Origin of the sequence: Pseudoduganella violacea, from assembly GCF_014191875.1 — a bacterium.
Taxonomy (GTDB): domain Bacteria; phylum Pseudomonadota; class Gammaproteobacteria; order Burkholderiales; family Burkholderiaceae_D; genus Rugamonas; species Rugamonas violacea_A.
Genome location: NZ_JACHXD010000003.1, coordinates 1 through 25230, shown reverse-complemented (window position 1 = coordinate 25230; position 25230 = coordinate 1). Strand labels below are relative to the sequence as shown.

The window sequence follows — 25230 nt, the reverse complement described above, 5'->3', positions numbered from 1 at the left end:
TTGATTAAACCAGGACTGCGTTCACTTGTTCGTCGGCCGAGGCGCGGGCGCGGGCCACCGAATCCGGGCCCATGCCCATGCCTTCGGCGAAGACGAATTGCACATCGTCGAGGCCGACGAAGCTGAAGAAGGCTTTCAGCTGCGGCAGTTGGGCGTCGGTCGGGCCGTCTTTGTGGAAGCCGCCGCGCGAAATCGCCACATACACTTTTTTGCCTTTCAGCAGGCCGACCGGGCCGTTTTCCGTGTATTTGAAGGTGACGCCGGCGCGGGCCAGCGCGTCGAACCAGCTTTTCAGTTGCACGGTGATGCCGAAGTTGTACATCGGGGCGCCGATCACGATCACGTCGGCCGCTTGCGCCTGGGCGATCAGGGCGTCGTCCAGGGCGACGCGGGCGGCTTGTGCGGCGTTGCGCTGGTCGGCCGGGGTGAACAGCGCCTGCAGCGTGGTTTCGTCCAGTACCGGATGGGGTTGGGCGGCCAGGTCGCGGCGGCTCAGGCTGGCATCGGGATTGCTGGCGCGCAGGCGGGCGACGATGGCGTCGGCCACGCGGGTGGATTCGGAACCGGTGCTGCGGGCGCTGGAGTTGATTTGCAGGATGTTCATTTGTTGCTCCTTTTCGTTTTGGTTTTGCAGCGTTTGCTGCGATGGGTGAACTTTAACAATTCCAAAATCGAAGAAAAAGCCGGTAAAATGGATAACATTGATCCGCTGATGGAACAATCGATCTTTAAGCAGGAGAATTGAATGGATCTGGACCCGAGCGACTTGCTGCTCTTTGCCCGCATCGTCGAGTGCGGCAGCTTCAGCGAGGCGGCGCAGCGCGTGCAATTGCCGAAGTCGACGGTATCGCGCCGCCTGTCGCAGCTGGAAGCCCGGCTCGGCGAGCGCCTGTTGCAGCGCACCACGCGGCGCCTGGTGCTGACCGAGTTTGGCGCCAGCCTGCTGGAGCATGCGCGCAAGGTGGTGGAGGAGACGGAGGCGGCCGGTGCGCTGGCGCAGCACCGCCAGCAGGCGCCCAGCGGCTTGCTGCGGGTATCGATGCCGGCCGATTTCGCCAATGTGCATATGAGCGATATGCTGCCCGGTTTCATGGCGCGCTATCCCGGCATCTCGCTGGAATTCGACTTGTCGCCGCGCCGCGTGGATCTGGTGGCCGAGGGCTTCGATCTGGCCCTGCGCATGGGCACGCTGCCCGACGATGCGACTTTGGCGGCGCGGCCGGTGGTGCTCAGCACCTGGGGTTTATACGCGGCGCCCTCGTACACGGCGGTGCACGGCCTGCCCGAGCACCCGGACGAGTTGTTCCGCCATTCGCTGTTGAGTCTGCCGCGCGCCCACAACGGCTTGGCGCACTGGACGCTGCTGCGCGGTAAAACCAGCTGGGAGCGCGACGTGCCGACGCGCATGACGGGCAATTCGCCCGAGCTGCTGACCAAGCTGGCCAGCGCCGGTCTGGGCATCGCCACCTGCACCGACCGCTTTGCCGCGCAATTGGTGAAGACGGGCGAGCTGGTGCGTGTGCTGCCCGAATGGGCCTTTCCTTCCGTGACGGGCTGGGCGGTGTTCCCGGGCCGGCGCCTGATGCCGGCCAAGACCCGGGCGTTTCTCGATATGCTGGAGTGCCACTACCGTGGCGAAATGATTCCGACCTGAGGCCGGCTTAGCGCGGCAATACCTTGACCGCTTCGCCGCCACTGCCCGGCACCACGATCACGACCGGCGTGGGGGCGGGCAGCGCCGCAGCGGCCGGCAGTGCCGCTTTCGGCGTGGTGACATTGAACAGAAAGGCGATCACGGTGGTGAAAATCACCAGGCCTGAGGCCGAGACCGCCGCCACCCATTTGATTGTTTGCGCGATCAGGGCGTGCAATTCCGCGCGCTGCTGATCGAACTTGGCGTCGAACTTTGCATCGATGGCAAGCAACTTGGTGTCTACGGTCTCAGATCGTGCGTCGAAATACTCTTTATCAGAAATCGTCATATCGGCCTCCGGGGTATTTCCCAGTTTAGGCGAAAGCCTCCGGGCCGGCCGCTGATATCGCACAAGAGTGCGCTTACTTCAGGTTTGCCATGCACTCGCCCAGGCGCACCGGACCGGCCGGCTGCCATTGCGCGTTGAAATGCAGGGTGTCTTTCGGGAACAGCATCACCACGGTCGAGCCGAGCAGGAAGCGGCCCAGTTCCTCGCCTTTTTTCAGCACGATATGCTGGTCGGCATAAGTCCACTCGCAGACATCGGGCTGGCGCGGCGGATTGACCACGCCATGCCAGACGGTGGCCATACTGCCCACGATGGTGGCGCCGACCAGGGTCATGACGAAGGGGCCGAAGGCCGTCTCGAATACGCACACCACGCGCTCGTTGCGGGCGAACAGGCCGGGAATGCCGCGCGCCGTGGTCGGGTTCACCGAGAACAGCTCGCCCGGCACATAGATCATGCGCGTCAGCTTGCCGTCGCAAGGCATGTGGATGCGGTGGTAGTCGCGCGGGCTCAGGTAGAGGTTGGCGAAGCTGCCGTGCTGGAAGTGGGCCGCCAGCGCGCGGTCGCCGCCGACCAGGGCCGTGGTGCTGAATTGATGGCCCTTGGCCTGGAAGATCTGGTCATCCTCGATGGCGCCGAACTGGCTGATGCGGCCATCGACCGGGCACACCAGGTCGGCCTCGGCCAGCGGACGCGCGCCCGGCTTCAGCGCGCGCGTGAAGAAATCGTTGAAGCTGTGGTAGCTGGCGATATCCGGATTGGCCGCCTCGGCCATATTCACATCGTATTTGCCCACGAACCAGCGGATCAGGCGGGTGGTCATGGCGCCGCCCTTGGCGCCCGCCACGCGGCCGGCGAAGTTGGTGAGGGCGGTCTTGGGCAGCAGATATTGCGGCAATACGGCAAGTCGGTCGGACACGGTGCAAGTCTTCCTTGTTTACGATGCCGCATTATAGCGGCGTGATCGGCGCCAAAGGCGTCAAATCGATGAGAAATATTTCTTTAAAGCTAAACCAAATTCTGTGGAATTTGATGGACAATAGCGCTCTTTTAATAATTTTGCAAAAGCCAACATGCTCCGCCATCGCTTGCCTGTCCGCCTTACGCTGTCCGCCGCCATTTTAGCCGCTTGCCACGCTTATGCCGAGGAGAAGCCCCTATCCGCCGCGGAAGAGCCGAAGCAGGAGGCCAAGCAAGAACCAGCCCGGGCGGCTGAGGGCAAGAAGATCCAGCAGGTCGAGATCAAGGGTTCGGCCGCGGCCTACGACCCGCGCCGCGACGATACGGCCAGCAAGATCATCGTCAGCAATGAGGAAATCCTGCGCTATGGCGACACCTCGATCAACGATGTGCTGAAGCGCCTGCCCGGCATCACGGTCGGCGGCGGTGGACGCGGCGGGGCCGATATCCGCATGCGCGGCCTGGGCAATGGCTATACCCAGATCCTGCTGAACGGCGAGAAGGCGCCGGCCGGCTTTTCCATCGATTCGCTGACGCCGGACTCGATCGAGCGCATCGAAATCTTGCGCGCGGCCAGCGCCGAGTACAGTACCCAGTCGATTGCCGGCACCATCAATATCGTGCTGAAGAAGGCGGTCAAGACGGCCGCGCGCGAATTCAAGTTCAGCCAGGGCAAGGGAGAAGATTTTTCCTCGCCCTGGCTGAACCTGACCATGTCCGACCGCGACGGCAATTTCTCCTATTCCCTGAACGGCAATATGGGCCGCTATAACTACCACCGCCAGTCGCCTTCGGACGCGCTCGATACCGCACCCGACGGCACAGTGACCCGCGAGGTGCATGGCAATCAGCTCGATATCGGCCGCTCGGACAGCATCAACCTCGGTCCGCGCCTGAACTGGACGCTGGCCAATGGCGACACCGTGACCTGGCAGAGCTTCATCAGCGCCAACCGCTTCCGCAACACCGGCGATGCCGACGAGCGCGCGAAAATCGGCCGCAGCAGCCTGTCGCCGCGCATGTTCCTCCGCTCCGACGGCCGCAACGCCTTCCTGCGCAGCGACCTGAACTGGGTGCACAAGCTGGCCGAGGGCGCCAAGCTGGATACCAAGCTGGGGTATAACGGTAATCGGAATGAAAGCACGCTGATCCAGTATGGTTCGAACGGCCCGGTGCAGCAGCTGGCGCGCCGGGTGGAACGCGAATCGCGCGAGCATGGCTTCAGCAGTACCGGCAAGTATTCCACGCCGCTGATTCCCGGCCACGCCTTGTCCATGGGCTGGGATGGCGGCATCAGCCGCCGCAACGATGAGCGCCACCAGCGCGACGCCGATCTGCGGCCGCTGCGTCCGGCGGATAGCAGCATCCCGGTGCCGGCACCGATCAATTGCGAGGAAGGCTTCCGCGCCGAAGTCACGCGCCTGGCCGCCTTCGCCCAGGACGAGTGGAATATCACGCCGCAATGGTCGGTGTATGTGGGCTTGCGCTGGGAAGGCGTGCAGACCAGCGTCAGCGGCAGCGGCATCGATGACGTGAAATCGCGCACCAGCGTCTTCAGCCCGCTGCTGCAAACCTTGTGGAAGCTGCCGAATAGCCAGGACCAGTTGCGCTTCGCCTTGACCCGCACCTACAAGGCGCCGCCGACGTCCATGCTGTCGCCGCGCCGCTTCACTTCGACCGATAATAAGCAGACCTCGCCCGACTATCACGGCAACCCGAACCTGAAGCCGGAACTGGCGACCGGTCTTGACCTCTCCTTCGAGCATTACTGGGCCGAGAGCGCGCTGCTCAGCGCCGCCGCCTCGGTACGCCGTATCAATGGCTATACGCGCCAGGGACTGGTGCTGGAAGGCGAGCGCTGGGTGTCGATGCCGGTCAACGACGGCAGCGCCATCGTGCGCAACCTTGAGCTGGAAGCGAAGTTCCCGCTCAAGGCCGTGATGAAGGACGCGCCCCAGCTCGACCTGCGCGCCAGCGTCAGCCGCAACTGGTCGCGCGTGAAGGCCGTGCCGGGGCCGCACAACCGCCTCGACCAGCAGGTGCCGCTGTCGGCCACGCTGGGCATGGACTATAAGACCCAGGACGGCAAGTTCAGCACGGGCGGCAGCTTCAGCTTCCGCGCCGGCGGCCCGGTGCGTATCACCGAAACCCAGAGTTCCTACCAGACGGCGCGCCGCGAACTGGATGTGTACGCGCTGTGGAAGTTCGATCCCAAGCAGCAGCTGCGCCTGGCGCTGTCGAATATCCTGGACCAGGATTATCGCAGCGAAAGCAGCTTCAGCGACCAGAATGGCGTCATGCGCCAGAGCAGCGTCATGGCGGGCAGCGCGGCGGTACGCCTGACCCTGGAAATGAAGTTCTAAGGCGGACCGGCGCGCGGCGCGCCACGGCGGGGGAAGGGCAGGCGGCTAGCAATGTGCAATTGAGAATTATTCGCATTATTGCTACACTACCTGCTTTTTATTCCGCCGTTGTCCGCTGCCGCCGCCACCATGTCTAAAGTTCACTCCTTCCGTCTGAGCGCCATCGGCGCCGCCTGCCTGATCCTTATTTCCCACAGCGCCGCCGCGCAAAACGCGCCCCAGGGCGAGACGGCGATGGAAACCGTGCAAGTGGTGGGCAACTGGCTTGGTTCCGGCCAGCAGAGCGTAAAGAACTTCGCCGGCGCGCGCACCGTGGTCAAGCGCGAGGACATCCAGGCCTCGGGCGCCACCAGCATCAGCGATGTGATGCGCGCCATTCCCGGCGTGCAGGTGACGGACAACTCGTCCAGCGGCGGCAGCGCCATTTCGCTGAATATCGGCGTGCGCGGCCTGGAGGGACGCTATTCGCCGCGCTCCACCGTGCTGCTGGACGGCATTCCGCTGTCCGTGGCGCCGTATGGCCAGCCCCAGCTGTCCTTCGCCCCCGTCTCGCTGGCCAATATCGAGTCGGTCGACGTGGTGCGTGGCGGCGGCGCGGTGCGCTACGGCCCACAGAACGTGGGCGGCATCATCAACTTCAAGACGCGCCCCCTCCCGAACGCCGATTTCGTCGGTGACGCCTCGGTGCGCTATAACAAATTCGAGGGCGGCAATTCCAGCACCCTGTACAACGCCTTCATCGGCGGCCGCGCCGAAGGCGGCCTGGGCATGGCCCTGCTGTATTCGGGCGTCGACGGCTCGGGTTACCGCGAGCACAGCACCGACAAGGTGGACGATCTGGCGCTGAAATTCAGTTATCCGCTGGGTCCGAATGCCGAGCTGACGGCCAAGCTGGCCTATTACAGCGCGCGTTCCAGCATTCCCGGTGGTTTGACGGTGGCGCAATACAATCTCGATCCGTCCAAGTCTTACCGTAAATCCGATTTCTGGAGCGGCCATCGCAGCAGCTTCGATATCGGCTATCTGCATACGCTGTCGGCGACCCAGGAACTGGAAATCCGCGCTTATTACAACGACAGCGCGCGCCAAAGCGGTCTGGCGAATGGCATCGATGGCGTGGCCACCTCGATCAGCAATCAGCCGCGCAATTACCGTGTACTCGGCATCGAGCCGCGCTATACCCAGCGCTTTGAACTGGGCGCGCTGCGCAACGACGTCACGGTCGGTTACCGCTTCCTGCGCGAACGCGCCGACGAAAGGAATATCAATACCCGCATCAGCAATGGCGCGGCGACCCTGGCGCGTTCCTCGGCGAATACCACCGACGCCCATTCCCTGTATATCGACGACCAGATCGCCTACGGCAAATGGCGCGTGACGCCGGGCCTGCGCTACGAGAACATTGAAATGGGCCGCGATAATCGCCTGGCCGCGTTCCATGAAGCGATCAAAAATACCAAGGCCTTGCCTTCGCTGAACCTGGCCTATTTGCTGAACCGGGAATTGACGCTGTTTGCCAATTACAACACCTCGTTCGGCAGTATCCAGCATTTGCAACTGAATCTGCAAAACTCGGCCGACAGCCTGAAACCGGAAACCGCGAAAACGGCCGAGCTGGGCGCGCGTTATGCCGGAAAGCAATGGAAACTGGAAGCCACCGCCTTCAATCTGAATTTCTCGAACCAGATTGTATATGTCAATACACCGCCGGTTTACTATAAAAACCTGGGCAAAACCAGCCATCGCGGCGTGGAAACGCGCGCCGACTATGCTTTCGACCGCAGCGGCGCCCTGGCTGGCCTGAGCGCCTATGCCACGTATGCGTATACCAAGGCCACGCAGAAACAAGGGGTATATTCCGGCAATGACGTGCCATTCTATTCGCGCCATACCGATACCGAGGGTCTGCTCTACCAGCGCGGCGCCTGGCGCTTCGACTTGAATACCACGCACCAGTCGAAACAATATGCCGACGATGCCAATACCGTGGCCGAAAGCGCGAATGGGGCGCTGGGACTGATTCCCGGCTACCGCCTGTGGAATGCGAATGTCAGCTGGCTGGTGCCGGGCTATAAAGGCTATGAGGTGCAGCTGGGCGTGAATAATCTCGGCAATAAGCGCACATTCACCCGTACCACCGATACCAATCTGGGCAAGCTGCCGGGTGCCTCGCGCATGGTATTTGTACAACTGCGCGCCGCTTTCTAAACACCTTTCATTTCTGAATTATTCTTCCCGGCGGGCGGTGGTTTTTTCCACCGCCCGCCGCCATTTTGTCGCTTATATTCATCGTAAAGTGTTGTGGAATCAAATCACCTTGCATTCCACCGCCGAATTTATTACACATATAACTAGAATATCCTGTCGCACTTGTGGTAAATTTCGCTTAGAATTCTCACCGATTGTCACACCACGGGTTTTTGTTGCCGTTTAAAGCAAGCCCAGATCACGAAATTCGCCCCGTAACCCATAAAGGAAACCGAGATGACCACCTACCAGGAATATCAGGCAAAGATCGCCGAGCTGCAAAATCTGGCCGATAACGCGCGCAAAAACGAACTGACCCAGGCTAAAGAGAAAATCGCCAGCCTTATGCGCGAATATGGTCTGACCCTGGCCGATCTGGGCCCAGCCGCACGCAGCAATAAACCGGTAAAGCCACGCGCCCCAGTGCCGATGAAATACCGCGACGATGTCACCGGCCAAACCTGGACCGGCCGCGGCCGCGCACCAAAGTGGCTGGAAGGCAAAGACAAAAACCAGTTCCTGATCAAGTAAGTCTCAGGAAAGCCGGCCCGGCTGGGCGCGGCAGTTCAGGAATCGGCCCGCCTTGCGCGGGCCGAACTGTTTTCAGGCCGGGCTGACGGCTTTTTCTTCCTGGGCGTGGGCATGAACCGACCACAGCACGCCCGCGACCAGCAGCACGATGGCGGCGATTTCCAGCGGCCGCGGGAATTGTTGCTTATAGATAAAGCCATACAGCAGGGCAAACAGGGTTTCGAACAGAATCAGCTGGCCCGAGAGCGTGACCGGCACGCGGCGGCTGGCCACATTCCACAAATGGTTGCCGATGACGGAGGCGCCCAGGGCGAGCAGGCTGTTGCAGATCCAGAACCGTGTCCAATCGCGGCCGCTGGCCGCGCCGGCCGCGCCCGTCACATCCTGGTGCCAGATGGCGAAGGCCACGGCGCCGATCAGCAGGGCGATCAGGCCGGTCGCCAGGCCATACAGGGCCGACCATTCGGCGCTGCTGAAATGGTGGTGGCGTTTCAGGTAGCGTGCATTGTCCAGGGTGTACCAGCTCCAGCACAGCAGGGCGCCGGTGGCGCACAGCAGGCCGACGATGGTGCGGCCAAGCTGGCCGCCCGTGCTCTGCGTATGCGCGAACACATCGATATTGATGCAGGCGATGCCGGCGGCCGCCACCAGCAGCGGCAGGGCCAGTTGGCGCAGGGGCAGGGCGCCGTGGTCCTTGCGTCCCATCAGGGTGACGGAGATCGGCAGTACGCCGACGATGAGCGAGGTCGGCGCCACGCCGGCCAGCTTCACGCCCAGCGCGACGAACATGTAGTAGACGATATTGCCGGACAGCGCATGGCGCAGCAGCGCGCTGCAATCGCTGCGCTCCAAGCGGCGCAGCAGGCCGGACAGGCGCGGCGCCATCAGGCCGAGCGCGATGACGCCATAGGCCACATAGCGGCCCACGGCCAGTTCCAGCGGCGAGAAAGCGGCCAGCAGCTCCGGCACGATAAAGACCATGCCCCACATGGCGCCGGCCAGCAGGCCGCACAGAACCCCATTCCACATACTTCTTCCTGTTTCTTTCCTGATTTTAAGGCTGCGACAGTTTCTCACAGCTTGGACTATCGTGCAGATAGATCTTGCAGCAAGGAGGTGAGCCATGAGCGAGCAAGCCTGTATTGACGCGCTGGCCGGCGAGGCCAGAGCCATCGCCCACAGCGACGATGTCGATTATCTGCTCGACTGCATCGGCGGCGCCGCGCTGGTGCTGCTGGGCGAAGCGACCCATGGCAGCCGCGAATTCTACCGGCTGCGCGCGGAGATCAGCCGCCGCCTGATCGTGGAAAAGGGCTTCGACGCCATCGCCGTCGAAGCCGACTGGCCGGACGCGTTGCGCGTCAGCCGCTTTGTGCAGCATGGCGGCGGCGATCTAAGCGCCGAGCAGGCCCTGGCCAATTTCAAGCGCTTCCCGCAGTGGATGTGGCGTAACGAGGAAGTGCTGCAGCTGGTGAACTGGCTGCGCGTGCACAACACCCATGCCGTCAGTCCGGCGCGCCGCGCGGGCTTCTATGGCCTGGACCTGTATAGCCTGCACGCTTCAATGGCAGCGGTGCTGGCCTATCTGGACCTGGCTGATCCGGCAGCGGCGCGGCGGGCGCGCCAGCGCTATGCCTGCATGGACCATGTGGGCGGCGATCCCCAGTTGTACGGCTATGCCGCCGCCTATGGCTTGCGCGAGAACTGCGCGCAGGAGCTGCTGCAGCAGCTGAATGAGCTGGGCCGGCAGGCGGCGCGGCAATTGTCGGCCGCGCCGGCCGGCGGCGTGCCGGATGAATTGTTTTACGCCCAGCAGAACGCGCGCGTGGCGCGCAATGCCGAAGCCTATTACCGCGCCATGTTCCTGGGCCGCGAAGCGTCGTGGAATGTGCGCGACACGCATATGGCCGACACGCTGGAAGCCTTGCGCGAACATCTCACCCTGCGCAACGGTAAACCGGCGCGGCTGGTAGTGTGGGCGCACAACTCGCATCTGGGCGATGCGCGCGCCACCGAGCCGGGCGAGCAGGGGCAATTGAATCTGGGGCAGCTGGTGCGCGAGCGTTACCGGCGCGAAGATTCCTTCCTGCTTGGCTTTACCACGCACACTGGGGCGGTGACGGCGGCTTCGGAATGGGATGGCCCGGCGCAGCTGATGCACATCGTGCCTTCGCTGCCGGGCAGTATCGAGCACCTGCTGCACGCCACGGGTCAGGGCAATTTCCTGCTGCCGCTACGCGGCCATGACAGCGCGCTGGAACGTTTGCCGGGGCGCTATCTGCAGCGCGCCATCGGCGTCATCTACCGGCCGGAGACGGAGCGCCAGAGCCACTATTTTTATGCCGACACGGCGCGCCAGTTCGATGCCCTGATCCATATCGACCACAGCACGGCGCTGCCGCCGATGGAGTCTTCCGCCCTATGGCAGCGCGAGGAGACGCCCGAGACTTACCCCTCCGGCCTGTAAGCGGGCGTAGGCGGCGAAAGCGGCCATGTTCAGCAGCACCGTGGTCCAGAACATCAGTTGGAAGGAGGTTTTGACGGTTTTGTGGCGCAGCCATTGCTGGGCCAGCAGGGCGCCGGGCCAGCCGCAGGCCAGGCCAAGCAGCAGCAGGGTGGATTCGGGCGTGCGCCAGCGTTCGGAGCGCGCCGCCGATTTGTCGATGGCGTAGAAGATGAACGCCAGCACGCTGGCCACGCCGTAGACGGCGGCTGGCCATTGGTCCAGCTTCCATTTGAGGACGGCCACCAGATAGAGCAGGGCGAAGACGGGCAGGGCGAGATAGCTCCAGGCGCCAGCCGCGCCGCCGCCCTGGCCGGCATCGGCGCGTCCGCCGCGCTTGACGAAATCGCCTTTGGCCGCCGTGCCGCGGCCAGTGGTTTTGGCGCCGCCGCGGCCAGCGCCGTCACCTTTGTTCGTGCCGCTACGCGCTGGTGTGGCGCGCGCCGAGCCGCCGCCAGCAGCCTTGCCACGGCCGGATGCGCCGGCAGTGGAGACCTTGGCCCTGCCGCCGTCGCGGCCTTCCTTGCTGGCTGCGGCCACGGTTTAGAAGTAGCTCAGGCCGAGGGCCGCTTTGACTTCGTCGGCGGTGCGGGCCGCCACTTCGCGCGCGTGCGCCGTGCCTTCCTTCAGCACCTGCATCACATAGCCCTTGTCCTTCGCGTACTCTTCGCGGCGGGCGCGGATCGGCGCCAGCATCTCTTGCAGCACCACTTCCAGGCGCTTCTTCACGATCGAGTCGCCCAGGCCACCGCGCACATAGTGGGCTTTCATTTCTTCCAGCGCCGCCTTGTCGGTGTCGAAGGCGTCCAGGTAGATGAAGGCCACATTGCCTTCCAGGTGGCCGGGGTCCTGCACGCGCAGGTGCAGCGGATCGGTATACACCTTTTTCACGGCGGCGGTGATCTCCTCGGCCGTGGCGCCCAGATTGATGGTGTTGCCCAGCGATTTGGACATCTTGGCCTTGCCGTCGATGCCTGGCAGGCGGCCGATTTCCGGCACCAGCGCCTTGCATTCGACCAGGAGGTCGCGGTTGGCAATGCGGTTGAAGCGGCGCACGATTTCGTTGGTCTGCTCGATCATCGGAATCTGGTCTTCGCCCACCGGTACCAGGGAGGCCTTGAAGGCCGAGATGTCGGCCGCCTGCGACGCCGGGTAGGTAAGGAAGCCGGCCGGGATATCGCGTTCGAAGCCGCGCAGCACGATTTCCGCCTTCACGGTCGGATTGCGCTCCAGGCGCGCCACCGTCACCATATTCAGGTAGTAGAAGGTCAGTTCGGCCAGTTCCGGAATCTGCGACTGGATCAGGATGGTGGACTTGGCCGGGTCGATGCCCACGGCCAGATAGTCCAGCGCCACTTCGACCACATTACGGTGCACCTTGTTGGTGTCATCCATATTGTCAGTCAGCGCTTGCGAGTCGGCCAGCATGATGAACTGCTTGTACTGGTTCTGGTACGTGACGCGGTTGCGCAGGCTGCCGACGTAATGGCCGAGGTGCAGCGGACCGGTTGGGCGGTCGCCGGTCAGGATCACGTCAGGGGTGGAGGGCTTGCTCATCGGGGTTCCTTGTACTTGCCCCCGTCAGCTGCGCCATAAGAAACGCCACCTGGCTGAGGCGGCGTTGATATTAAAATCACATCACTTTGCAGTGGCCGCTCGCTGTCAGCGGCGCCACCAGGACAGACTAGACGGATGTGATTGAATTGCTTTCATGCCGTTATGGTTGCAGTTTGGCGGCCCGCTGTCAAGTCGCAGCGCCGCCACGGCCGTTCAGCGCCGTTCAGGGTTGTTGGGGCGCGCGTCGTAGCGGTTCGGCACGCCGTCGTTGTCGCGGTCGCGGTCCATCCGGTTGGGGATGCCATCGCCATCGCGGTCGCCATCGCCGCGCACCCAGCCGCCGTGCTGCATCTGCCAGCGGTCGCCGCGCGACTCCCAGGTCGACGGGCGCCAGTGGTAGCCATGGCGCGCGCGCATCCATTTGCCGCGCACCCAGACATAATGGTTGCCGCTCCAGCGCCAGTAACCGGGCGCCCATACATAGCCGCGGCGCGCCTCCGGCACCGGCTCGCTGCGCGGCGGCGGCGGTTCGGTGCGCACCACGATGATATCGGCCGCGGCGACCGGTTGCGGCAGCATCCCCACGGCCCCGCCAAACGCCAGCAGGGCTGCGATCAGTAGCTTGTTCATGATTAGCTCCTCTTTGATTTTGCCGCTCCAGTGTCGCCGCAACAGGCAAGGCCATCTGTGCGCGCACGCTCTTACTATCGGGCATGCTAGTATCGCCCTGAGTCCAGGCATCCAGTCCCGGGCCGCAGAAGAACAGATTATTCAGGAGACTTCGCATGCGCCTTTCCCCATCCGTCCGGCTGTCCGGACTGATTCTGCTTTCCGCTTTCGCCGGCAGCGCCGCGCTGGCCCAGACTTCGCCGATGACGCCCGATATCGGGCCGCGTCTGGAAGCGCCGGACGACAACGCCGACTATATCAAGCGCGTGGTCATGATCCCGATGCGCGACGGCGTCAAGCTGCATACCGTGATCGTGATTCCCAAGGGCGCGCTCAAAGCGCCCATGATCTTGACGCGCACGCCTTACAACGCCGCCAAGCGCGCCCAGCGCAGCGTCAGTCCCAGCATGCTGGCCACCCTGCCGCAGGGCGACGAGGTGTTTGCCGGCGAGGGCTATATCCGCGTGTTCCAGGACGTGCGCGGCAAGCATGGTTCGGAAGGTGAGTATGTGATGACGCGACCTTTGCGCGGCCCGCTCAATAAGAGCAAGACCGATAACGGCACCGACGCCTGGGACACCATCGACTGGCTGGTGAAGAATGTCGCCGAGAGCAATGGCAAGGTAGGCATGCTGGGTTCCTCCTACGAAGGCTTTACCGTGCTGATGGCCTTGGCTGATCCGCATCCGGCGCTGAAAGTGGCGGTGCCAATGAGCGCCATGGTCGATGGCTGGCGCGGCGACGACTGGTTCCACAACGGCGCCTTCCGCATGCCCACCATGTCCTATATCGCCAGCCAGACCGCGGCGCGCGGCGGCGGCGAGCAGCTGGCGACCGGCATTTTCGACGAATACGAGAGCATGCTGCGCGCCGGTTCCGCCTACGGCTACGCCAAGCGCTTTGGCCTGGAGCGCCTGAACTTCACCAAGAAGCTGTTCGAACATCCGGCTTACGACAGCTTCTGGCAGGAGCAGGCGCTCGACCGCATTCTCGGCGCGCGCAAGCTGAGCGTGCCGACCATGCACGTGGTGGGCCAGTGGGATCAGGAGGATATCTATGGCCCCTACGCCACCTATGCCGCGCTGGAACCGCAGGACAAGGACAACCGCATGAACTTCCTGGTGGTCGGCCCATGGCGCCACAGCGGCGTCAATTACGAAGGCTCCAGCCTGGGCGCGCTCAAATTCAATGGCGATACGGCCTACCAGTTCAGGCGCGACGTGATGCAGCCCTTCCTTAACCAGTATCTGAAGGACGGCGCGCCGGCCGCCGACACGCCGCCCGTGTGGTTCTACCAGACCGGCAGCAACCGCTGGCAGCGCCTGCCGCGCTGGCCGCTGTCCTGCGCCGAAGGCTGCCCATCGGCGGCGCGCCTGGTGTATCTGAAGGAAGGCTTCAAATTGGGCTTCGAGGCGCCCAAGGCCGGCGCGGCTCCCGGCTACGACGAATATGTGGCCGATCCGGCCAAGCCCGTGCCTTTCGTGCCGCGCCCGGTGCGCATGGGCGACGCCAATGTGTGGCGGCCATGGCTGGTGAGCGACCAGCGCTTCGCCTCCGACCGGCCGGACGTACTGACCTATGTCTCAGAGCCGCTGAAGGCGCCCCTCACGCTGTCCGGCGCGCCGCAGGTGCACTTGGCGGCGTCGACCAGCGGCAGCGACGCCGACTGGGTGGTCAAGGTGATCGACGTCTATCCCGACGAAGTGCCTTCGCAGCCGGAGCTGGGCGGCTATCAGCTGGCGCTGTCCATGGATATTTTCCGTGGGCGCTACCGCGACAGCCTGGAAAAGCCATCCGCCATTCCGGCCAACGAGGTGCAGACTTACCGCTTTGCGCTGCCCAATGTGAACCACGTGATCCAGCCCGGCCACCGCCTGATGGTGCAGGTGCAATCGAGCTGGTTCCCGCTGTACGACCGCAATCCCCAGAGCTATGTGCCGAACATCTTTTACGCCAAGCCGGGGGACTATAAGAAGGCCACGCAGCGCATCTACCACGACAGCTTCATCGAGCTGCCGGTGGTGAGTCCTACTGCGCGCTGACGAAGGGCGATTCGGCGGCGCCGGGCGCCTGCGTCAGCAGGCCGCGCATCTGGCGCGCCTCTTCCAGCGGCGTGCGGCCGAAGTAGCGCTTGAATTCGCGGCTGAACTGCGAGCTGCTTTCGTAGCCCACGCGGCTGGAGGCGGTGGCCGCATTCAGCCCGCTTTGCGCCATCAGCAGGCGCGCCTTGTGCAGGCGGGTCGTCTTCAAATACTGGATGGGCGAAGTCAGCGTCACGGCCTTGAAGCCGGCGTGGAACGCGGCCAGGCTCATGCCGGCTTCCTGCGCCAGCGTGGCGACGTCGATAGGCCCGGCGTAGTCGCGGTGGATGCGCAGCAGGGCTTTGCTGATCTTGCCGAACTGGCTGCGGTGGGCCAGCGCCGCGCGCAGGGCGCCGCCCTGGCTGCCGGTCATCACGCAATACAGGATTTCGCGCAGGATGCCGGGGCCGAGCAGGCGCGCTTCCACCGGCGAGAGCAGGGCTTCCAGAAGGCGCAGCAGGGTATTGCCGAAGCGCTCGTCCAGCGGCGAGGACATGATGCCGAGCGGCGCTTCGGCGATGCGCACACCCGCATTATCGAGCTCCATCGCTATTTCCGCCGCCACCTGCAGATCGATGGGGATGGACATCGCCAGCATCGGTTCCGCCTCGCTGGCGTCGGTCTCGCCTTCAAACGGCAGCGGCACCGACAGCACCAGGAACTGCTGGGCGTTGTAGTGGTATACCCGTCCACCCATATAACCGCGCTTGCGCCCCGAACAGACCACCACGATGCTCGGCTCATAGAGCACTGGCGTGCGCGCCACCGAGCGGTTGGCGCGCATGAAGCGCAGGCCGGGCAGGGTGCACAGGGTATAGCCCTCGTCCGGCGCAAGGCGGTCGATCAGCTGCGCCATGCGGACCTGGCGCGCCAGGTTGGGATCGGGGGATGCGCTCATACGGCTCCATCGGCGGTTGGCAATAGATTCAGGCAGCTATTTTGCGCCATTTTACCGTTCGCGCGAGAGCGGAAAGAGGATTAGGCAAGAATTGCGTATTTTCGTGCATGCCCGCGCGCGCTGCGCCGCCTAGACTTTCTGTTATCGACCAACAGTATGGAGGCAAGCATGAAAAAGCGTCATTCATCCAAAGTGATCCTGATTACCGGCGCCTGCGGCGAAGTGGGCGCGGCGGCGGCCCGCCTGCTGGCGCGCGACCGCCACCGCCTGGTGCTGGGCGGTTCCTGCCGCCGCAGCCTGGAGCGGCTGGGCGAAGAAATCCGCAGCGCCGGCGGCCAGGCCGACCTGCACCTGCTGGACGTGACCGACGCCGACGACGCGCAAAGCTTCGCGCTGGCCGCGCACCGCAAGCATGGCCGCGTCGATGTGCTGGTAAATAGCCATGCCGAGATGCCGCTTTCGCGGCTGGATGCGATGAAGATCCGCGAATGGGACCGCATGATCGACGTGAATGTGCGCGGCGTTTTGCACAGCATCGCGGCGGTGCTGCCGCTGATGCAGGTGGCGCGCGCGGGCCAGATCGTCAATATCGGCGGCGGTTATGGGCAGCAGGTCGGCGCCGAAGCCGCCGTCTACTGCGCCACCCGTTCGGCGGTGGCGGCGATTTCGGCAGGGCTGCGGCAGGAAGTGGGCGGCGAGATTCGCGTCAGCCTGGTGTCGTCCTGCGGCCAGGACGATAGCGCCGGCGCGCTGGCCCACGCCATCCGCAGTGCCATCGTGCTACCCGAAAGCGCCGATGCCAGCGGCGACGGAGCAGGCCCGCAGACCGGTTCCGGCTAGGCGAAGCGCATCAAGGCCGCGCCGCCGGCGATGAAGCCGATCGCGGCGGCGCGGCGCCAGCCGATCTTCTCGCGCAGGAAGAGCGCCGCGATGGCCGCCGCAAACAGGATGGCGGTCTCGCGCAGCGCCGCCACGGCGGCCACCGGCGCCACCGTCATCGCCCACAGCGCCAGGCCGTAGGAAGCCAGCGTACCCAGGCCGCCCAGCAAAGCCACGCGCCAATGCTGGCGGGCGTAGGCGCGCAAAGCGGCCGGCCGCCGCGCCAGCGTCCACGCCAGCAGGCCAATGGCTGTCAGCACAAACAGATACATCGTATAGGCCGCCGGCGCGCCCGACTTGCGCGCCCCGATCCCATCGACCAGCGTATACGCCGCAATCGCCACCGCATTCAGCAGCGCAAACAGCGTCGCCCGCCGAGCCGAACCCGTGGGGGCGGCTGTAGCTTGTGCGTCCTTTAGCCGTGCTCGTGTCCGATTGGGGTCTGCCCCCAAGGTGGACGGGACGGCCGATCCGGCGGCCTCGGCTGGAGTGGGGCGGCGGGTGGCGAGGTAGAGGCCGAAAATGCCGCTGCAGATGTAGGCGATGGCGAGGTATTGTTGCGGATTCAGGACTTCGCCGAGCAGGGGCCGGCTGGCGACGGCGACCAGCAGCGGGGCGCTGCCGCGCATCAAAGGGTAAGCCAGGCTCATGTCGCCATGGCGGTAGGCCGCGGACAGCAGGCCGTAGTAAAAGAAGTGGATCAGCGTCGATGCCAGTACATAGGGCAGGCTGGCCGGCGCGGGGGCAGGCAGGAAGGGCAGGGCGGCCAGCGAGATCAGGGCCGCGCCCGATGCAACCAGCACGCTGGTCAGAAAGGCATCCTTGCCGGCTTTGACAAGGGCGTTCCAGCCTGCGTGGAGAAAAGCCGCCAGCAGGACAATCGCGACAACAGTGGGATTCAACGGGGGCGTACGCTTTCTGACATCACGTCGGGACGGTGGTAGCGCTGGAAGCCTTCGTACACGGCTCCAGATTTGGCGGCCTTTTCCAGCAGCTCGCGCAGGACGGCCTGGTCTTCCGCGTTCAGCGAGCGGCGCGAGTAGTACACTCCACTATGGCCCCAGGGCAGCTCGGGGATCGGTTCGATGCGCAGCTTCTCCATCAATCCCTGCACGCGCGGCTCGCGGCGGATGGCGGCGGCCAGGATGGTCGGCCCCATGATGGTGACGTCGACCGAACCGACATTCATCAGACGCGCCACGGCGTTGGCGTCGACTTCGAGAAACAGGCGTCCCTGGCGCGTCAGCTCGCGCACGATGGACTGGTATTGCTCGCCGTAGTCGAAGCCGCGCACCACGGCCACGCGCAGCTCGTGCTTTTCCAGCAGCTCCTGGGCATTGCGGATGGGCGGACGTTCGCTGGGCAGGGTGATCAGGGTGGCGCGGTGGCCGATCATGGGGATGAAGTGGCCCAGCAGGTCGCGCGCCGGGGTGCGGTTGGCGGGCAGCAGCAGGTCGGCCTTGCCGCTTTCGAACATGACTTCCAGGCGCGCGCGCGGCACCACCGAAAAGACGAAATTGCAGCCGGCCTTGGCGCCCAGGCTGCGCAGCATGTCGGCGTAAATGCCTTCCACGCTGCTGCCGTTGACGACCACGCTGACGCCGATGGGGGCGACGGGGACGATGATGTCGCGCGAGCAGCCGCTGGCCATGGCTGGGGCGGCGGCGCAGGCCAGCCACAGCGTCAGCGCCGCAGTCCGGCTCCAGGCAGGCCAGCGATGGGAAAGTCTGCTCTTCATGGCATCTCGCTCAAGACGCCGGACGCTGCCCGCCCCCGCAGGCTGGCGTCCTGGCTGACTTCATTCTCTATGAATTTGCCTGAAAAGCCAAGCTGCTGCGGGTGAAATAGCGCCTTGCCACGACAATCGCCAGGCCCTGCAGGATGGCGCACATGAAGAAGCTGGCCCCCATGCGCCAGTCGCCGGCGGGCAGGTGGCTCACCTCGCCCAGGATCGCGCTGCCGATCAGGGGCATGCAGATGATGCCGACCGCGTTGATCGATTGCAGGGAGCCCATCAACTCGCCCTGTTCGGCCGGCGGCGTGGATTTGGAGAAGATGGCCTGCATAGCCGGCCCCGTGGTAAAGGCCAGCAGGTTGCAGAAGATGAAGACATACATCATCCAGCCCTGCGTCGCCATGCCATACAGCATATACACGACGAAGCCCGAACCCAGGCCCATGAGGGCCAGCTTCACTTCGCCGAAGCGTTTGATCAGCATGCCGAGCAGACCGGCCTGCACCACGGCCGCCATCAGGCCCACGCAGAACAGGGAAATGCCGTTCTGGGTTGGATTCCAGCCGAAGCGGAAGTGGTTGTACAGCACCCAGGTGCTGTGCAGTCCGACCTGGGCCAGGACCATGAAGCCGTAGGCGACCAGCAGGCCACGAATGTCGCGGCGGCGGCCCAGGCGCGCCAGGCCGGCCAGAGGATTGAGCTTCGACAGATTGAATTTGCCGCGCCGTTCGGCTGGCAGCGATTCCGGCACGAAGAACCAGCCGTAGATGAAGTTGGCGGCCGACAGCGCGGCGGCGATGACGAAGGGCAGGTGCAGGCTCATATCGCCCAGCAGGCCGCCCAGCATCGGGCCGCAGATGAAACCCAGGCCGAAGGAGGCGCCGATCTTGCCGAAGCTCTTGGCGCGGTTTTCCGGCGTCGAGATATCGGAGGCGTAAGCCGACGCCACCGCCATGCTGGCCGAGGACATCCCGCCTACCACGCGCGCCAGCAGCAGCCAGGCCAGGCTGGGCGCCCAGGCGGTGATGAGGAAGCTCAGGCCCATGCCGGCCATCGAATACAGCAGCACCGGGCGGCGGCCCACGCGGTCGCTGAGCGCGCCCAGTATCGGCATGCAGAAGAACTGCATCAGGCCGAAGATGGCGCCCATGATGCCGTACCACAGCGCCTGCTGGTCGCGCACCGGGACGAATTCGCCCACCAGCAGTGGCAGCACCGGTACCACCAGGCCCAGGCCCAGCATGTCGATAAAGATGGAGACCAGTACGAAGCCGAGACGGCCGCCATTGACCGCGCCATTGGCGTCGGCCGTGCTTTGGCTGCCGCTGGCGGAGGTCTGCATTTCAGGCTGGCTCATGGCGCCTCTGTGGCTGGCAGCGCGGTCCACTCGGCCACGAAATTGTCGCGGAAGGCGTAGAGCTGCTGCATGCGTTCCATGCCGAGGCGTTTGCCGGCGGCGGTCTGCATCATGCCGGGCAGGGTGGCCAGCTTGACTTCGATATGGTCGAGGGAATAGGCCTTGTCGTCGCGCGCGCGGCGCTCGGCCAGCGGATCATCGGCGTGTGCCAGGGCTGAGCCCATGCGGCCGGCGGTGTAGAACAGGCGTGCCAGGCCGACGGCGCCGAGGGCGTCGAGGCGGTCGGCGTCCTGCACGATCTTGGCTTCGATGGTGTGCGGCGGCAGGGCGGCCGAGAAGCTGTGCGTTTCGATCGCATGCGCCACGGCGGCCAGGCGTTCGGGCGGGAAGTCCAGCGCGGCCAGCTGCTGCTGCGCCAGCACCGCGGCCTGGCGCGAAGCCAGATGGCGTTCCGGGTGATTCTTGGGCAGGTTTACGAGATCGTGCAGATAGCAGGCCGCCAGCACGACCAGCGCATCGGCCTCGGGATAATCGTTCAGCAGCAGGGAGGCGTTGCGCCAGACGCGATGCAAATGACTGGTGTCGTGCGCGCCATCGCTGTCGCTCGCCGCGTTGGCCAGCGCGATCAGACGCGGCTGCCAGCTGTTCAACAGTTCATTCATTCTTGCTCTTCTGTTTCGGGTTCGGGGAAGCACGCCATTGTGGCATGAATGCAGCAGCCTCGTTGTAACTCGTAGTTGTTAATTTATTGTTCTGGGATAATAATATTTTTTCGATAACCCCGGGGGCGGTATGCGTATTGCAAGTTTGATGGTGGCCTTGATTGGCACTTTACTGGCAGCGAGCATGGGGGCGCTTGCTCAGGAGCGCTATACGCTGAAGCGGGACGACCCGCCGATTGGCAGCAATATCAAACGTGACGCCGCGATTGGCCGGCTGCCTTTGAATAAGAGCTATGGGGACTTGACGCCGGAGCAGCAGCTGATCGTAAAAGCCCCCTACGCCAGTATGGGTGAGGGCGACGAGCCTCCCTTCCCGGAAAAAGGTCTGGCCAGCATCTACAAGGCGATGCACACAATTCACGGGTATATCTATGAGGATGGCGCGATCGATATGGAAGTGGTGGTGGACCGAGATGGCAAGCCGTTAAATGTGCTGGTGTATAAAACGCCTGATGCGCGAGCCAGCGAAACAATGGCTTTGGTATTGATGTCCACCAAATTTAAGCCGGCCTTGTGTGGCGGGAAACCTTGCCAGCAAAATTTCCTGTTTAGGGCCGAATTGACGCACGAACGCTAGTTTTAGTTGCTGCGTGGCATTAAATTTGCTGCTAAAAGACTTGGCTTGGGGTAACATTGAGGGCTGATATTTACCAATGAACTTTCGTGCTGCAAGTGATACAGCGGCGCGGTAAATCGCCCACGATAAGGAATCATCATGTCCCAAGACGCACAAGTGCAATCGACCGGCGCGGCAGCCGAATACCTGGCCTTCACCCTGGGCCAGGAAGAATACGGCATCGACATCCAGAAAGTCAGCGAAATCCGCAGCTACGAAACGCCGACCCGTATTGCCAATGCGCCGGAATTCGTCAAGGGCGTGGTCAATCTGCGCGGTCTGATCGTGCCGATCGTGGACATGCGCATCAAATTCAACCTGGGCACGCCGAATTACAACCAGTTCACCGTCGTCATCATCCTCAACATCGGCTCGCGCGTAGTCGGCATGGTGGTGGACAGCGTGTCCGACGTGACCACGCTCGAACCCGAGCAGATCAAAGCGGCCCCGGAAATGGGTTCGACCATCAATACCGAACATATCGTGGGTCTGGGCACGCTGGAAGAGCGCATGCTGATCCTGGTGGACATCGACAAGCTGATGTCCAGCGAAGACATGGGTCTGATCGAAAGCGCTGTCGCCTGAGGAGGCTGCCGCCATGAACGCATTGAACCACATCAGCATCGGTAAACGCCTGGCGATCGGCTTCGCCATCATTCTTGCTTTCTGCATGCTGATCACCGGCATTGGCATGTGGCGCCTGCAGCAAGTAGCGCAAGCGACCAAGGACATGATGGAAACCCCGCTGGCCAAGGAACGCATGATCAGCGACTGGCACAGCCGCATCGACAGCGCCATCCGCCGCACCACGGCCATCGCGCGCAGCAGCGACCAGAGCCTGGGCGCCTATTTCGCCGAAGAATCAAAATCGTCCAGCGCCGCGTCGGCCGAACTGCAAAAGAAAATCGAAGACCTGTTGCAGGACGAGGATGAGAAGGCGCTGTTCGCCAAGTCCATGGAGCAGCGCAAGATTTATTTGAGTTCGCGCGACCAGGTGGCCAAGCTGAAATCGGCGGGCGAACTGGAACCGGCGCAGGAAGTGTTCGAGAAAACCTTCGTGCCCGGCGCGGCCAAATACCAATCGCTGGTGCAGGATCTGCTGAAAATGCAGCGCGAGAAGATCGACGCCACCGCGCGCCACATCGAAGGCATCGCCATCAACAGCCGCACCTTGCTGCTGGTGCTGTCGGTGCTGGTGCTCGGCTTTGGCGCCGTCTGCGCCTGGCTGCTGACCGTGGGCATCACCGCACCGCTGGGCCGCGCCGTGGACGCCGCGCGCCGCGTCGCCTCGGGCGATTTGAGCGGCCATATCGACGTGGCGGGCAGTGATGAAACCGGCCAACTGCTGCAAGCACTGAAGGATATGAACCAATCGCTGTTGAATATCGTGACCGAAGTGCGCAACGGCACCGACAGCATCAATACCTCATCCTCCGAAATCGCGGCCGGCAACCAGGATCTTTCCTCGCGTACCGAGGAACAGGCCAGCGCGCTGGAAGAAACCGCATCCTCGATGGAGGAGCTGACTTCGACCGTGCGTCAGAACGCCGACAATGCGCGCCAGGCCAATCAACTGGCCAGCGCTGCCGCCTCGGTGGCGGTGCGCGGCGGCAGTGTGGTGACGAATGTGGTGGGCACGATGGAGTCGATCAACGAATCCTCGCGCAAGATCGTGGACATCATCTCGGTCATCGACGGCATCGCCTTCCAGACCAATATCCTGGCGCTGAACGCGGCGGTGGAAGCGGCGCGCGCCGGTGAGCAGGGCCGCGGCTTCGCGGTGGTGGCGTCGGAAGTGCGCAATCTGGCGCAGCGCTCGGCGTCGGCGGCGAAAGAGATCAAGGAACTGATCGGCGACTCCGTGGAGAAGGTCAACCAGGGCAGCAAACTGGTGGCCGAAGCCGGCAGCACGATGGAAGAAATCGTCGCCAGCGTGCACCGCGTCAGCGACATCATTTCCGAAATCACGGCGGCCAGCTCGGAACAGAGCGTGGGCATCGAAGAGGTCTCGCGCGCTATCGGTCAGATGGATCAGGTCACGCAGCAGAATGCGGCCCTGGTCGAGGAATCGGCTGCGGCGGCCGAATCCATGCAGCACCAGGCGCACAGCCTGGCGCAAGTGGTCAGCGTGTTCAACGTCGGCCAGACGGGCGGCAAACATACGCTGCGCCTGGGACGGTAATACGTTTTCCTTGTTGAACAAAGGGCGCTGCGGCGCCCTTTGTCTTTTGTGACAGTTGGTGGACCTTTAAGCGCTTCGTCCCGATATCATGCTGGAATGAGAGACGAAACGAATTTGCTTCTGGAGCAGCGCCTGGCCGGCATCGCGGCCGCCACGCCATGGTTTATGGACTGTCTGCGCAGCGCCGCCAGCCTTGGCTTGGCGTCGTGGTGTATCGGCGCGGGAGCTGTACGCAATCTGGTGTGGGACCATCTGCACGGCTACGCCGCGCCAAGCCAGCTTGCCGATATCGATCTGGCTTACTTCGATGCCGATGATCTGGATGGCGAGCGTGAGGCCGGTTTGCAGCGGCGGCTGTCGCAGTTGATGCCATCGCAAAGATGGGAAGTCTCCAACCAGGCTCGCGTTCACCTCTGGTTCGAACAGCACTTTGGTCATGCTGTAGGCGCTTTGGCCTCGCTGGACGATGCGGTGGCGTCCTGGCCTGAATATGCCACCTCGGTTGGCGTTTTTCTGGACGCCAGCAGCGCGGTGAAAGTCATTGCGCCGCATGGCCTGGATGATCTCTTCGCCATGGTGATACGGCGTAATCCGGCGCGCGTCAGCCTGGAGACTTACCGCCAGCGGATCGAGCAAAAGCAGTATGAAAAACGATGGCCTCGGGCCTCGGTGATTTTGTAAGGAGCTTTGTTTCATGCGAACGCCGAACGCGGAGTCCATTGCTTCCCATGCCTGTGTCAACGATGCGCTGTTGAAATGTTATGCTAACCCGATAGCCCTGAAATAAGCCTTGATGCGAAAGCATTGGATGCGATATTCGGCACCAACCTGTTTAAGTAAAGCTTTTATGTCCACCATAGTTATCCGCTCCACTACTGAATCCGATTGGGAAGCCTTGAAAGAACTGCGGCTTGCCTCCTTGCTCGAATCGCCCACCGCATTTGGATGGAATTACGAGGCCGCCGCTGCCAGCGGTGAAGAGCTGTGGCGCGACAACGCTGCTGGCCGCACGCCACGAACATATCTGCTGGCGTTTGCCGGCGATAAGGCTGTGGGACTGATCGGTTATGGTCTAAGCGCCGCATCGGAATGCAATCTGATCGCCATGTGGGTGCATCCGGAATTTCGAGGCAAGGAAATTGCCGCTGGCTTGGTGGAAGCCGTGAAGACCGGCGCCGGTGCGAAAGGACATCAGCGGATCGTGTTGACCGTCTCGCCCGAAAACAGCCGGGCGGTAGCGCTCTATCAAAAGCAGGGTTTTTCCTTCTTGCCGGAATGGGAAACATTGGAGAGCCATCCGCACATCAAAGTGCAGAAAATGGAATGGAGAAGCCAGGAATGTATGCTTTAAAAGTCAGCATCAACGATGGTGCGCCGATCGTGGCAGGCGCCGATGATTTGGCGGTTTTGAACACGATTATCAATTGCGTGGGACAGCTTGGACCGGCAACGATGCCAAATGGGACCGAGCAAGCCGTGGATCTGCATGTGAGTATTGGTGGTCTGACTGGACGGCGAGATGGTGCATCGGACGAGCATCTTGGATGGCTTAAGATGCAGCCGCTCCAGGTTGGCGACACGATCACCGTCCAGCTGATCGAAACCTCAGCAGTAGATGCGCCTATTAGCGGAGAAGCTGCGGCGGAGAGAAAGCGCGACGAAAAGGAATACTTCGAACATTGCCGGCGCGTTTATCTTGAGCTGAAGGATAAATATGAAATATAAGCTTTCGCAGCTCATCCGTGAGTATGATGAAGTTCCGATAGCCTGTTATCGGCCATCAACGGACCTTCGAGCAACCTGTTGAGATAGAGGGTATGGAATTAATCAAAGTCGTATCCGTTGAGCAGTACTGCCGTGGTCTAATTTGCCCGGACACCTCAATAGGTGGAAAATCCACTATCTGAGGAGTTAAAGCATGACGACAAGAAAACGTAAAACATTTGAT

The 25230-nt window shown here is 63.0% G+C and carries 25 protein-coding genes; 13 read left to right on the top strand and 12 right to left on the bottom strand.

The features are described from left to right. Positions 1 to 4 precede the first annotated feature (4 nt). Positions 5 to 604: an FMN-dependent NADH-azoreductase gene (locus tag FHS03_RS05825; protein ID WP_183440099.1), complete on the bottom strand. Its 600-nt coding sequence runs from the start codon at positions 602 to 604 to the stop codon at positions 5 to 7. 141 nt (positions 605 to 745) lie between these two features. On the opposite strand from FHS03_RS05825, the gene FHS03_RS05820 reads away from it, so the two are divergent. Beyond that, positions 746 to 1654, top strand: a complete 909-nt coding sequence (locus FHS03_RS05820) for a LysR family transcriptional regulator (protein ID WP_183440098.1) — start codon at positions 746 to 748, stop codon at positions 1652 to 1654. Positions 1655 to 1661: 7 nt separating this feature from the next. Here FHS03_RS05820 and FHS03_RS05815 read toward each other — a convergent pair whose 3' ends face one another. Beyond that, positions 1662 to 1982, bottom strand: a complete 321-nt coding sequence (locus FHS03_RS05815) for a hypothetical protein (RefSeq protein ID WP_183440097.1) — start codon at positions 1980 to 1982, stop codon at positions 1662 to 1664. A gap of 73 nt (positions 1983 to 2055) precedes the next feature. Beyond that, complete coding sequence (gene asd / locus FHS03_RS05810) at positions 2056 to 2901, bottom strand: archaetidylserine decarboxylase (RefSeq protein WP_183440096.1); 846 nt, start codon at positions 2899 to 2901, stop codon at positions 2056 to 2058. Positions 2902 to 3055: 154 nt separating this feature from the next. Here asd and FHS03_RS05805 point away from each other — a divergent pair, with 154 nt between their 5' ends. The 3 genes from FHS03_RS05805 to FHS03_RS05795 all read left to right on the top strand — a co-directional run bounded on the left by FHS03_RS05805 (position 3056) and on the right by FHS03_RS05795 (position 8083). Then, positions 3056 to 5305: a TonB-dependent receptor plug domain-containing protein gene (locus tag FHS03_RS05805; protein ID WP_183440095.1), complete on the top strand. Its 2250-nt coding sequence runs from the start codon at positions 3056 to 3058 to the stop codon at positions 5303 to 5305. Positions 5306 to 5434: 129 nt separating this feature from the next. Beyond that, the gene (locus FHS03_RS05800; protein WP_183440094.1) at positions 5435 to 7513 is read left to right on the top strand and encodes a TonB-dependent receptor family protein; all 2079 of its coding nucleotides are present in this window, start codon (positions 5435 to 5437) and stop codon (positions 7511 to 7513) included. A 276-nt stretch (positions 7514 to 7789) separates the two neighbouring features. Beyond that, complete coding sequence (locus FHS03_RS05795; protein WP_050408272.1) at positions 7790 to 8083, top strand: H-NS histone family protein; 294 nt, start codon at positions 7790 to 7792, stop codon at positions 8081 to 8083. Between the two features lie 72 nt (positions 8084 to 8155). Here FHS03_RS05795 and FHS03_RS05790 read toward each other — a convergent pair whose 3' ends face one another. Next, the gene (locus FHS03_RS05790) at positions 8156 to 9112 is read right to left on the bottom strand and encodes a DMT family transporter (protein WP_183440093.1); all 957 of its coding nucleotides are present in this window, start codon (positions 9110 to 9112) and stop codon (positions 8156 to 8158) included. Positions 9113 to 9206: 94 nt separating this feature from the next. Here FHS03_RS05790 and FHS03_RS05785 point away from each other — a divergent pair, with 94 nt between their 5' ends. After that, positions 9207 to 10550: an erythromycin esterase family protein gene (locus tag FHS03_RS05785; RefSeq protein WP_183440092.1), complete on the top strand. Its 1344-nt coding sequence runs from the start codon at positions 9207 to 9209 to the stop codon at positions 10548 to 10550. On the opposite strand, the gene FHS03_RS28610 is transcribed toward FHS03_RS05785, so the two are convergent. The 3 genes from FHS03_RS28610 to FHS03_RS05770 all read right to left on the bottom strand — a co-directional run bounded on the left by FHS03_RS28610 (position 10503) and on the right by FHS03_RS05770 (position 12773). After that, a complete protein-coding gene (locus FHS03_RS28610) occupies positions 10503 to 11126 on the bottom strand; it encodes a DUF1294 domain-containing protein (RefSeq protein WP_371871603.1) in 624 nt (207 codons plus the stop codon). The genes FHS03_RS05785 and FHS03_RS28610 overlap by 48 nt on opposite strands. 3 nt (positions 11127 to 11129) lie before the next feature. Further along, entirely contained in the window at positions 11130 to 12143 is a 1014-nt protein-coding gene (gene trpS, locus FHS03_RS05775; RefSeq protein WP_183440091.1) for a tryptophan--tRNA ligase, read from the bottom strand. 213 nt (positions 12144 to 12356) lie between these two features. Further along, positions 12357 to 12773, bottom strand: a complete 417-nt coding sequence (locus FHS03_RS05770; protein WP_183440090.1) for a YXWGXW repeat-containing protein — start codon at positions 12771 to 12773, stop codon at positions 12357 to 12359. Positions 12774 to 12928: 155 nt separating this feature from the next. On the opposite strand from FHS03_RS05770, the gene FHS03_RS05765 reads away from it, so the two are divergent. After that, on the top strand, positions 12929 to 14854 hold the full coding sequence (locus FHS03_RS05765; RefSeq protein ID WP_183440089.1) for a CocE/NonD family hydrolase: 1926 nt from the start codon (positions 12929 to 12931) through the stop codon (positions 14852 to 14854). Here the strand turns inward: FHS03_RS05765 and FHS03_RS05760 are convergent. Further along, entirely contained in the window at positions 14841 to 15791 is a 951-nt protein-coding gene (locus FHS03_RS05760) for an AraC family transcriptional regulator (RefSeq protein WP_183440088.1), read from the bottom strand. The genes FHS03_RS05765 and FHS03_RS05760 overlap by 14 nt on opposite strands. Before the next feature lie 168 nt (positions 15792 to 15959). On the opposite strand from FHS03_RS05760, the gene FHS03_RS05755 reads away from it, so the two are divergent. Beyond that, positions 15960 to 16631: an SDR family oxidoreductase gene (locus tag FHS03_RS05755; protein WP_183440087.1), complete on the top strand. Its 672-nt coding sequence runs from the start codon at positions 15960 to 15962 to the stop codon at positions 16629 to 16631. Here the strand turns inward: FHS03_RS05755 and FHS03_RS05750 are convergent. The 4 genes from FHS03_RS05750 to FHS03_RS05735 form a co-directional block, all read right to left on the bottom strand. Further along, entirely contained in the window at positions 16628 to 17572 is a 945-nt protein-coding gene (locus FHS03_RS05750) for an EamA family transporter (RefSeq protein ID WP_183440086.1), read from the bottom strand. The genes FHS03_RS05755 and FHS03_RS05750 overlap by 4 nt on opposite strands. Next, positions 17569 to 18408: a substrate-binding periplasmic protein gene (locus FHS03_RS05745; protein ID WP_183440085.1), complete on the bottom strand. Its 840-nt coding sequence runs from the start codon at positions 18406 to 18408 to the stop codon at positions 17569 to 17571. The genes FHS03_RS05750 and FHS03_RS05745 overlap by 4 nt, the downstream gene beginning before the upstream one ends. 67 nt (positions 18409 to 18475) lie before the next feature. Beyond that, on the bottom strand, positions 18476 to 19762 hold the full coding sequence (locus tag FHS03_RS05740; RefSeq protein WP_183440084.1) for an MFS transporter: 1287 nt from the start codon (positions 19760 to 19762) through the stop codon (positions 18476 to 18478). Further along, positions 19759 to 20424 (bottom strand): HD domain-containing protein, encoded by a 666-nt coding sequence (locus FHS03_RS05735; protein ID WP_183440083.1) that lies wholly within the window; start codon positions 20422 to 20424, stop codon positions 19759 to 19761. Before FHS03_RS05735 ends, FHS03_RS05740 begins: the two co-directional genes overlap by 4 nt. Positions 20425 to 20554: 130 nt before the next feature. Here FHS03_RS05735 and FHS03_RS05730 point away from each other — a divergent pair, with 130 nt between their 5' ends. From FHS03_RS05730 to FHS03_RS05705, 6 genes are all read left to right on the top strand, one after another. After that, complete coding sequence (locus tag FHS03_RS05730; RefSeq protein WP_183440082.1) at positions 20555 to 21061, top strand: energy transducer TonB; 507 nt, start codon at positions 20555 to 20557, stop codon at positions 21059 to 21061. Between the two features lie 138 nt (positions 21062 to 21199). Next, the gene (locus FHS03_RS05725) at positions 21200 to 21685 is read left to right on the top strand and encodes a chemotaxis protein CheW (RefSeq protein WP_183440081.1); all 486 of its coding nucleotides are present in this window, start codon (positions 21200 to 21202) and stop codon (positions 21683 to 21685) included. A 13-nt stretch (positions 21686 to 21698) separates the two neighbouring features. Then, positions 21699 to 23282 carry a methyl-accepting chemotaxis protein gene (locus FHS03_RS05720; RefSeq protein WP_183440080.1) on the top strand — a complete coding sequence of 528 codons (1584 nt, stop codon included), beginning with the start codon at positions 21699 to 21701 and terminating at the stop codon, positions 23280 to 23282. A 114-nt stretch (positions 23283 to 23396) separates the two neighbouring features. Continuing rightward, positions 23397 to 23963, top strand: a complete 567-nt coding sequence (locus FHS03_RS05715) for a nucleotidyltransferase family protein (RefSeq protein ID WP_229426088.1) — start codon at positions 23397 to 23399, stop codon at positions 23961 to 23963. A 166-nt stretch (positions 23964 to 24129) separates the two neighbouring features. After that, the gene (locus tag FHS03_RS05710; RefSeq protein WP_183440078.1) at positions 24130 to 24633 is read left to right on the top strand and encodes a GNAT family N-acetyltransferase; all 504 of its coding nucleotides are present in this window, start codon (positions 24130 to 24132) and stop codon (positions 24631 to 24633) included. Further along, positions 24621 to 25007: a hypothetical protein gene (locus FHS03_RS05705; protein ID WP_183440077.1), complete on the top strand. Its 387-nt coding sequence runs from the start codon at positions 24621 to 24623 to the stop codon at positions 25005 to 25007. The genes FHS03_RS05710 and FHS03_RS05705 overlap by 13 nt, the downstream gene beginning before the upstream one ends. Positions 25008 to 25230 lie beyond the last annotated feature (223 nt).

What these genes read in the sequence shown, in the direction of transcription:
- FHS03_RS05705 (WP_183440077.1), top strand. Translation starts at nt 24,621, where the DNA reads ATGTATGCTTTAAAAGTCAGCATCAACGATGGTGCGCCGATCGTGGCA.
- FHS03_RS05820 (WP_183440098.1), top strand. Translation starts at nt 746, where the DNA reads ATGGATCTGGACCCGAGCGACTTGCTGCTCTTTGCCCGCATCGTCGAG.
- FHS03_RS05710 (WP_183440078.1), top strand. Translation starts at nt 24,130, where the DNA reads ATGTCCACCATAGTTATCCGCTCCACTACTGAATCCGATTGGGAAGCC.
- FHS03_RS05725 (WP_183440081.1), top strand. Translation starts at nt 21,200, where the DNA reads ATGTCCCAAGACGCACAAGTGCAATCGACCGGCGCGGCAGCCGAATAC.
- FHS03_RS05815 (WP_183440097.1), bottom strand. Translation starts at nt 1,982, where the DNA reads ATGACGATTTCTGATAAAGAGTATTTCGACGCACGATCTGAGACCGTA.
- FHS03_RS05735 (WP_183440083.1), bottom strand. Translation starts at nt 20,424, where the DNA reads ATGAATGAACTGTTGAACAGCTGGCAGCCGCGTCTGATCGCGCTGGCC.
- FHS03_RS05760 (WP_183440088.1), bottom strand. Translation starts at nt 15,791, where the DNA reads ATGAGCGCATCCCCCGATCCCAACCTGGCGCGCCAGGTCCGCATGGCG.
- FHS03_RS05755 (WP_183440087.1), top strand. Translation starts at nt 15,960, where the DNA reads ATGAAAAAGCGTCATTCATCCAAAGTGATCCTGATTACCGGCGCCTGC.
- FHS03_RS05790 (WP_183440093.1), bottom strand. Translation starts at nt 9,112, where the DNA reads ATGTGGAATGGGGTTCTGTGCGGCCTGCTGGCCGGCGCCATGTGGGGC.
- FHS03_RS05765 (WP_183440089.1), top strand. Translation starts at nt 12,929, where the DNA reads ATGCGCCTTTCCCCATCCGTCCGGCTGTCCGGACTGATTCTGCTTTCC.
- FHS03_RS05785 (WP_183440092.1), top strand. Translation starts at nt 9,207, where the DNA reads ATGAGCGAGCAAGCCTGTATTGACGCGCTGGCCGGCGAGGCCAGAGCC.
- FHS03_RS05730 (WP_183440082.1), top strand. Translation starts at nt 20,555, where the DNA reads ATGCGTATTGCAAGTTTGATGGTGGCCTTGATTGGCACTTTACTGGCA.
- trpS (WP_183440091.1), bottom strand. Translation starts at nt 12,143, where the DNA reads ATGAGCAAGCCCTCCACCCCTGACGTGATCCTGACCGGCGACCGCCCA.
- FHS03_RS05805 (WP_183440095.1), top strand. Translation starts at nt 3,056, where the DNA reads ATGCTCCGCCATCGCTTGCCTGTCCGCCTTACGCTGTCCGCCGCCATT.
- FHS03_RS05720 (WP_183440080.1), top strand. Translation starts at nt 21,699, where the DNA reads ATGAACGCATTGAACCACATCAGCATCGGTAAACGCCTGGCGATCGGC.
- FHS03_RS05800 (WP_183440094.1), top strand. Translation starts at nt 5,435, where the DNA reads ATGTCTAAAGTTCACTCCTTCCGTCTGAGCGCCATCGGCGCCGCCTGC.
- FHS03_RS05795 (WP_050408272.1), top strand. Translation starts at nt 7,790, where the DNA reads ATGACCACCTACCAGGAATATCAGGCAAAGATCGCCGAGCTGCAAAAT.
- FHS03_RS05745 (WP_183440085.1), bottom strand. Translation starts at nt 18,408, where the DNA reads ATGAAGAGCAGACTTTCCCATCGCTGGCCTGCCTGGAGCCGGACTGCG.
- FHS03_RS05825 (WP_183440099.1), bottom strand. Translation starts at nt 604, where the DNA reads ATGAACATCCTGCAAATCAACTCCAGCGCCCGCAGCACCGGTTCCGAA.
- FHS03_RS05740 (WP_183440084.1), bottom strand. Translation starts at nt 19,762, where the DNA reads ATGAGCCAGCCTGAAATGCAGACCTCCGCCAGCGGCAGCCAAAGCACG.
- FHS03_RS05770 (WP_183440090.1), bottom strand. Translation starts at nt 12,773, where the DNA reads ATGAACAAGCTACTGATCGCAGCCCTGCTGGCGTTTGGCGGGGCCGTG.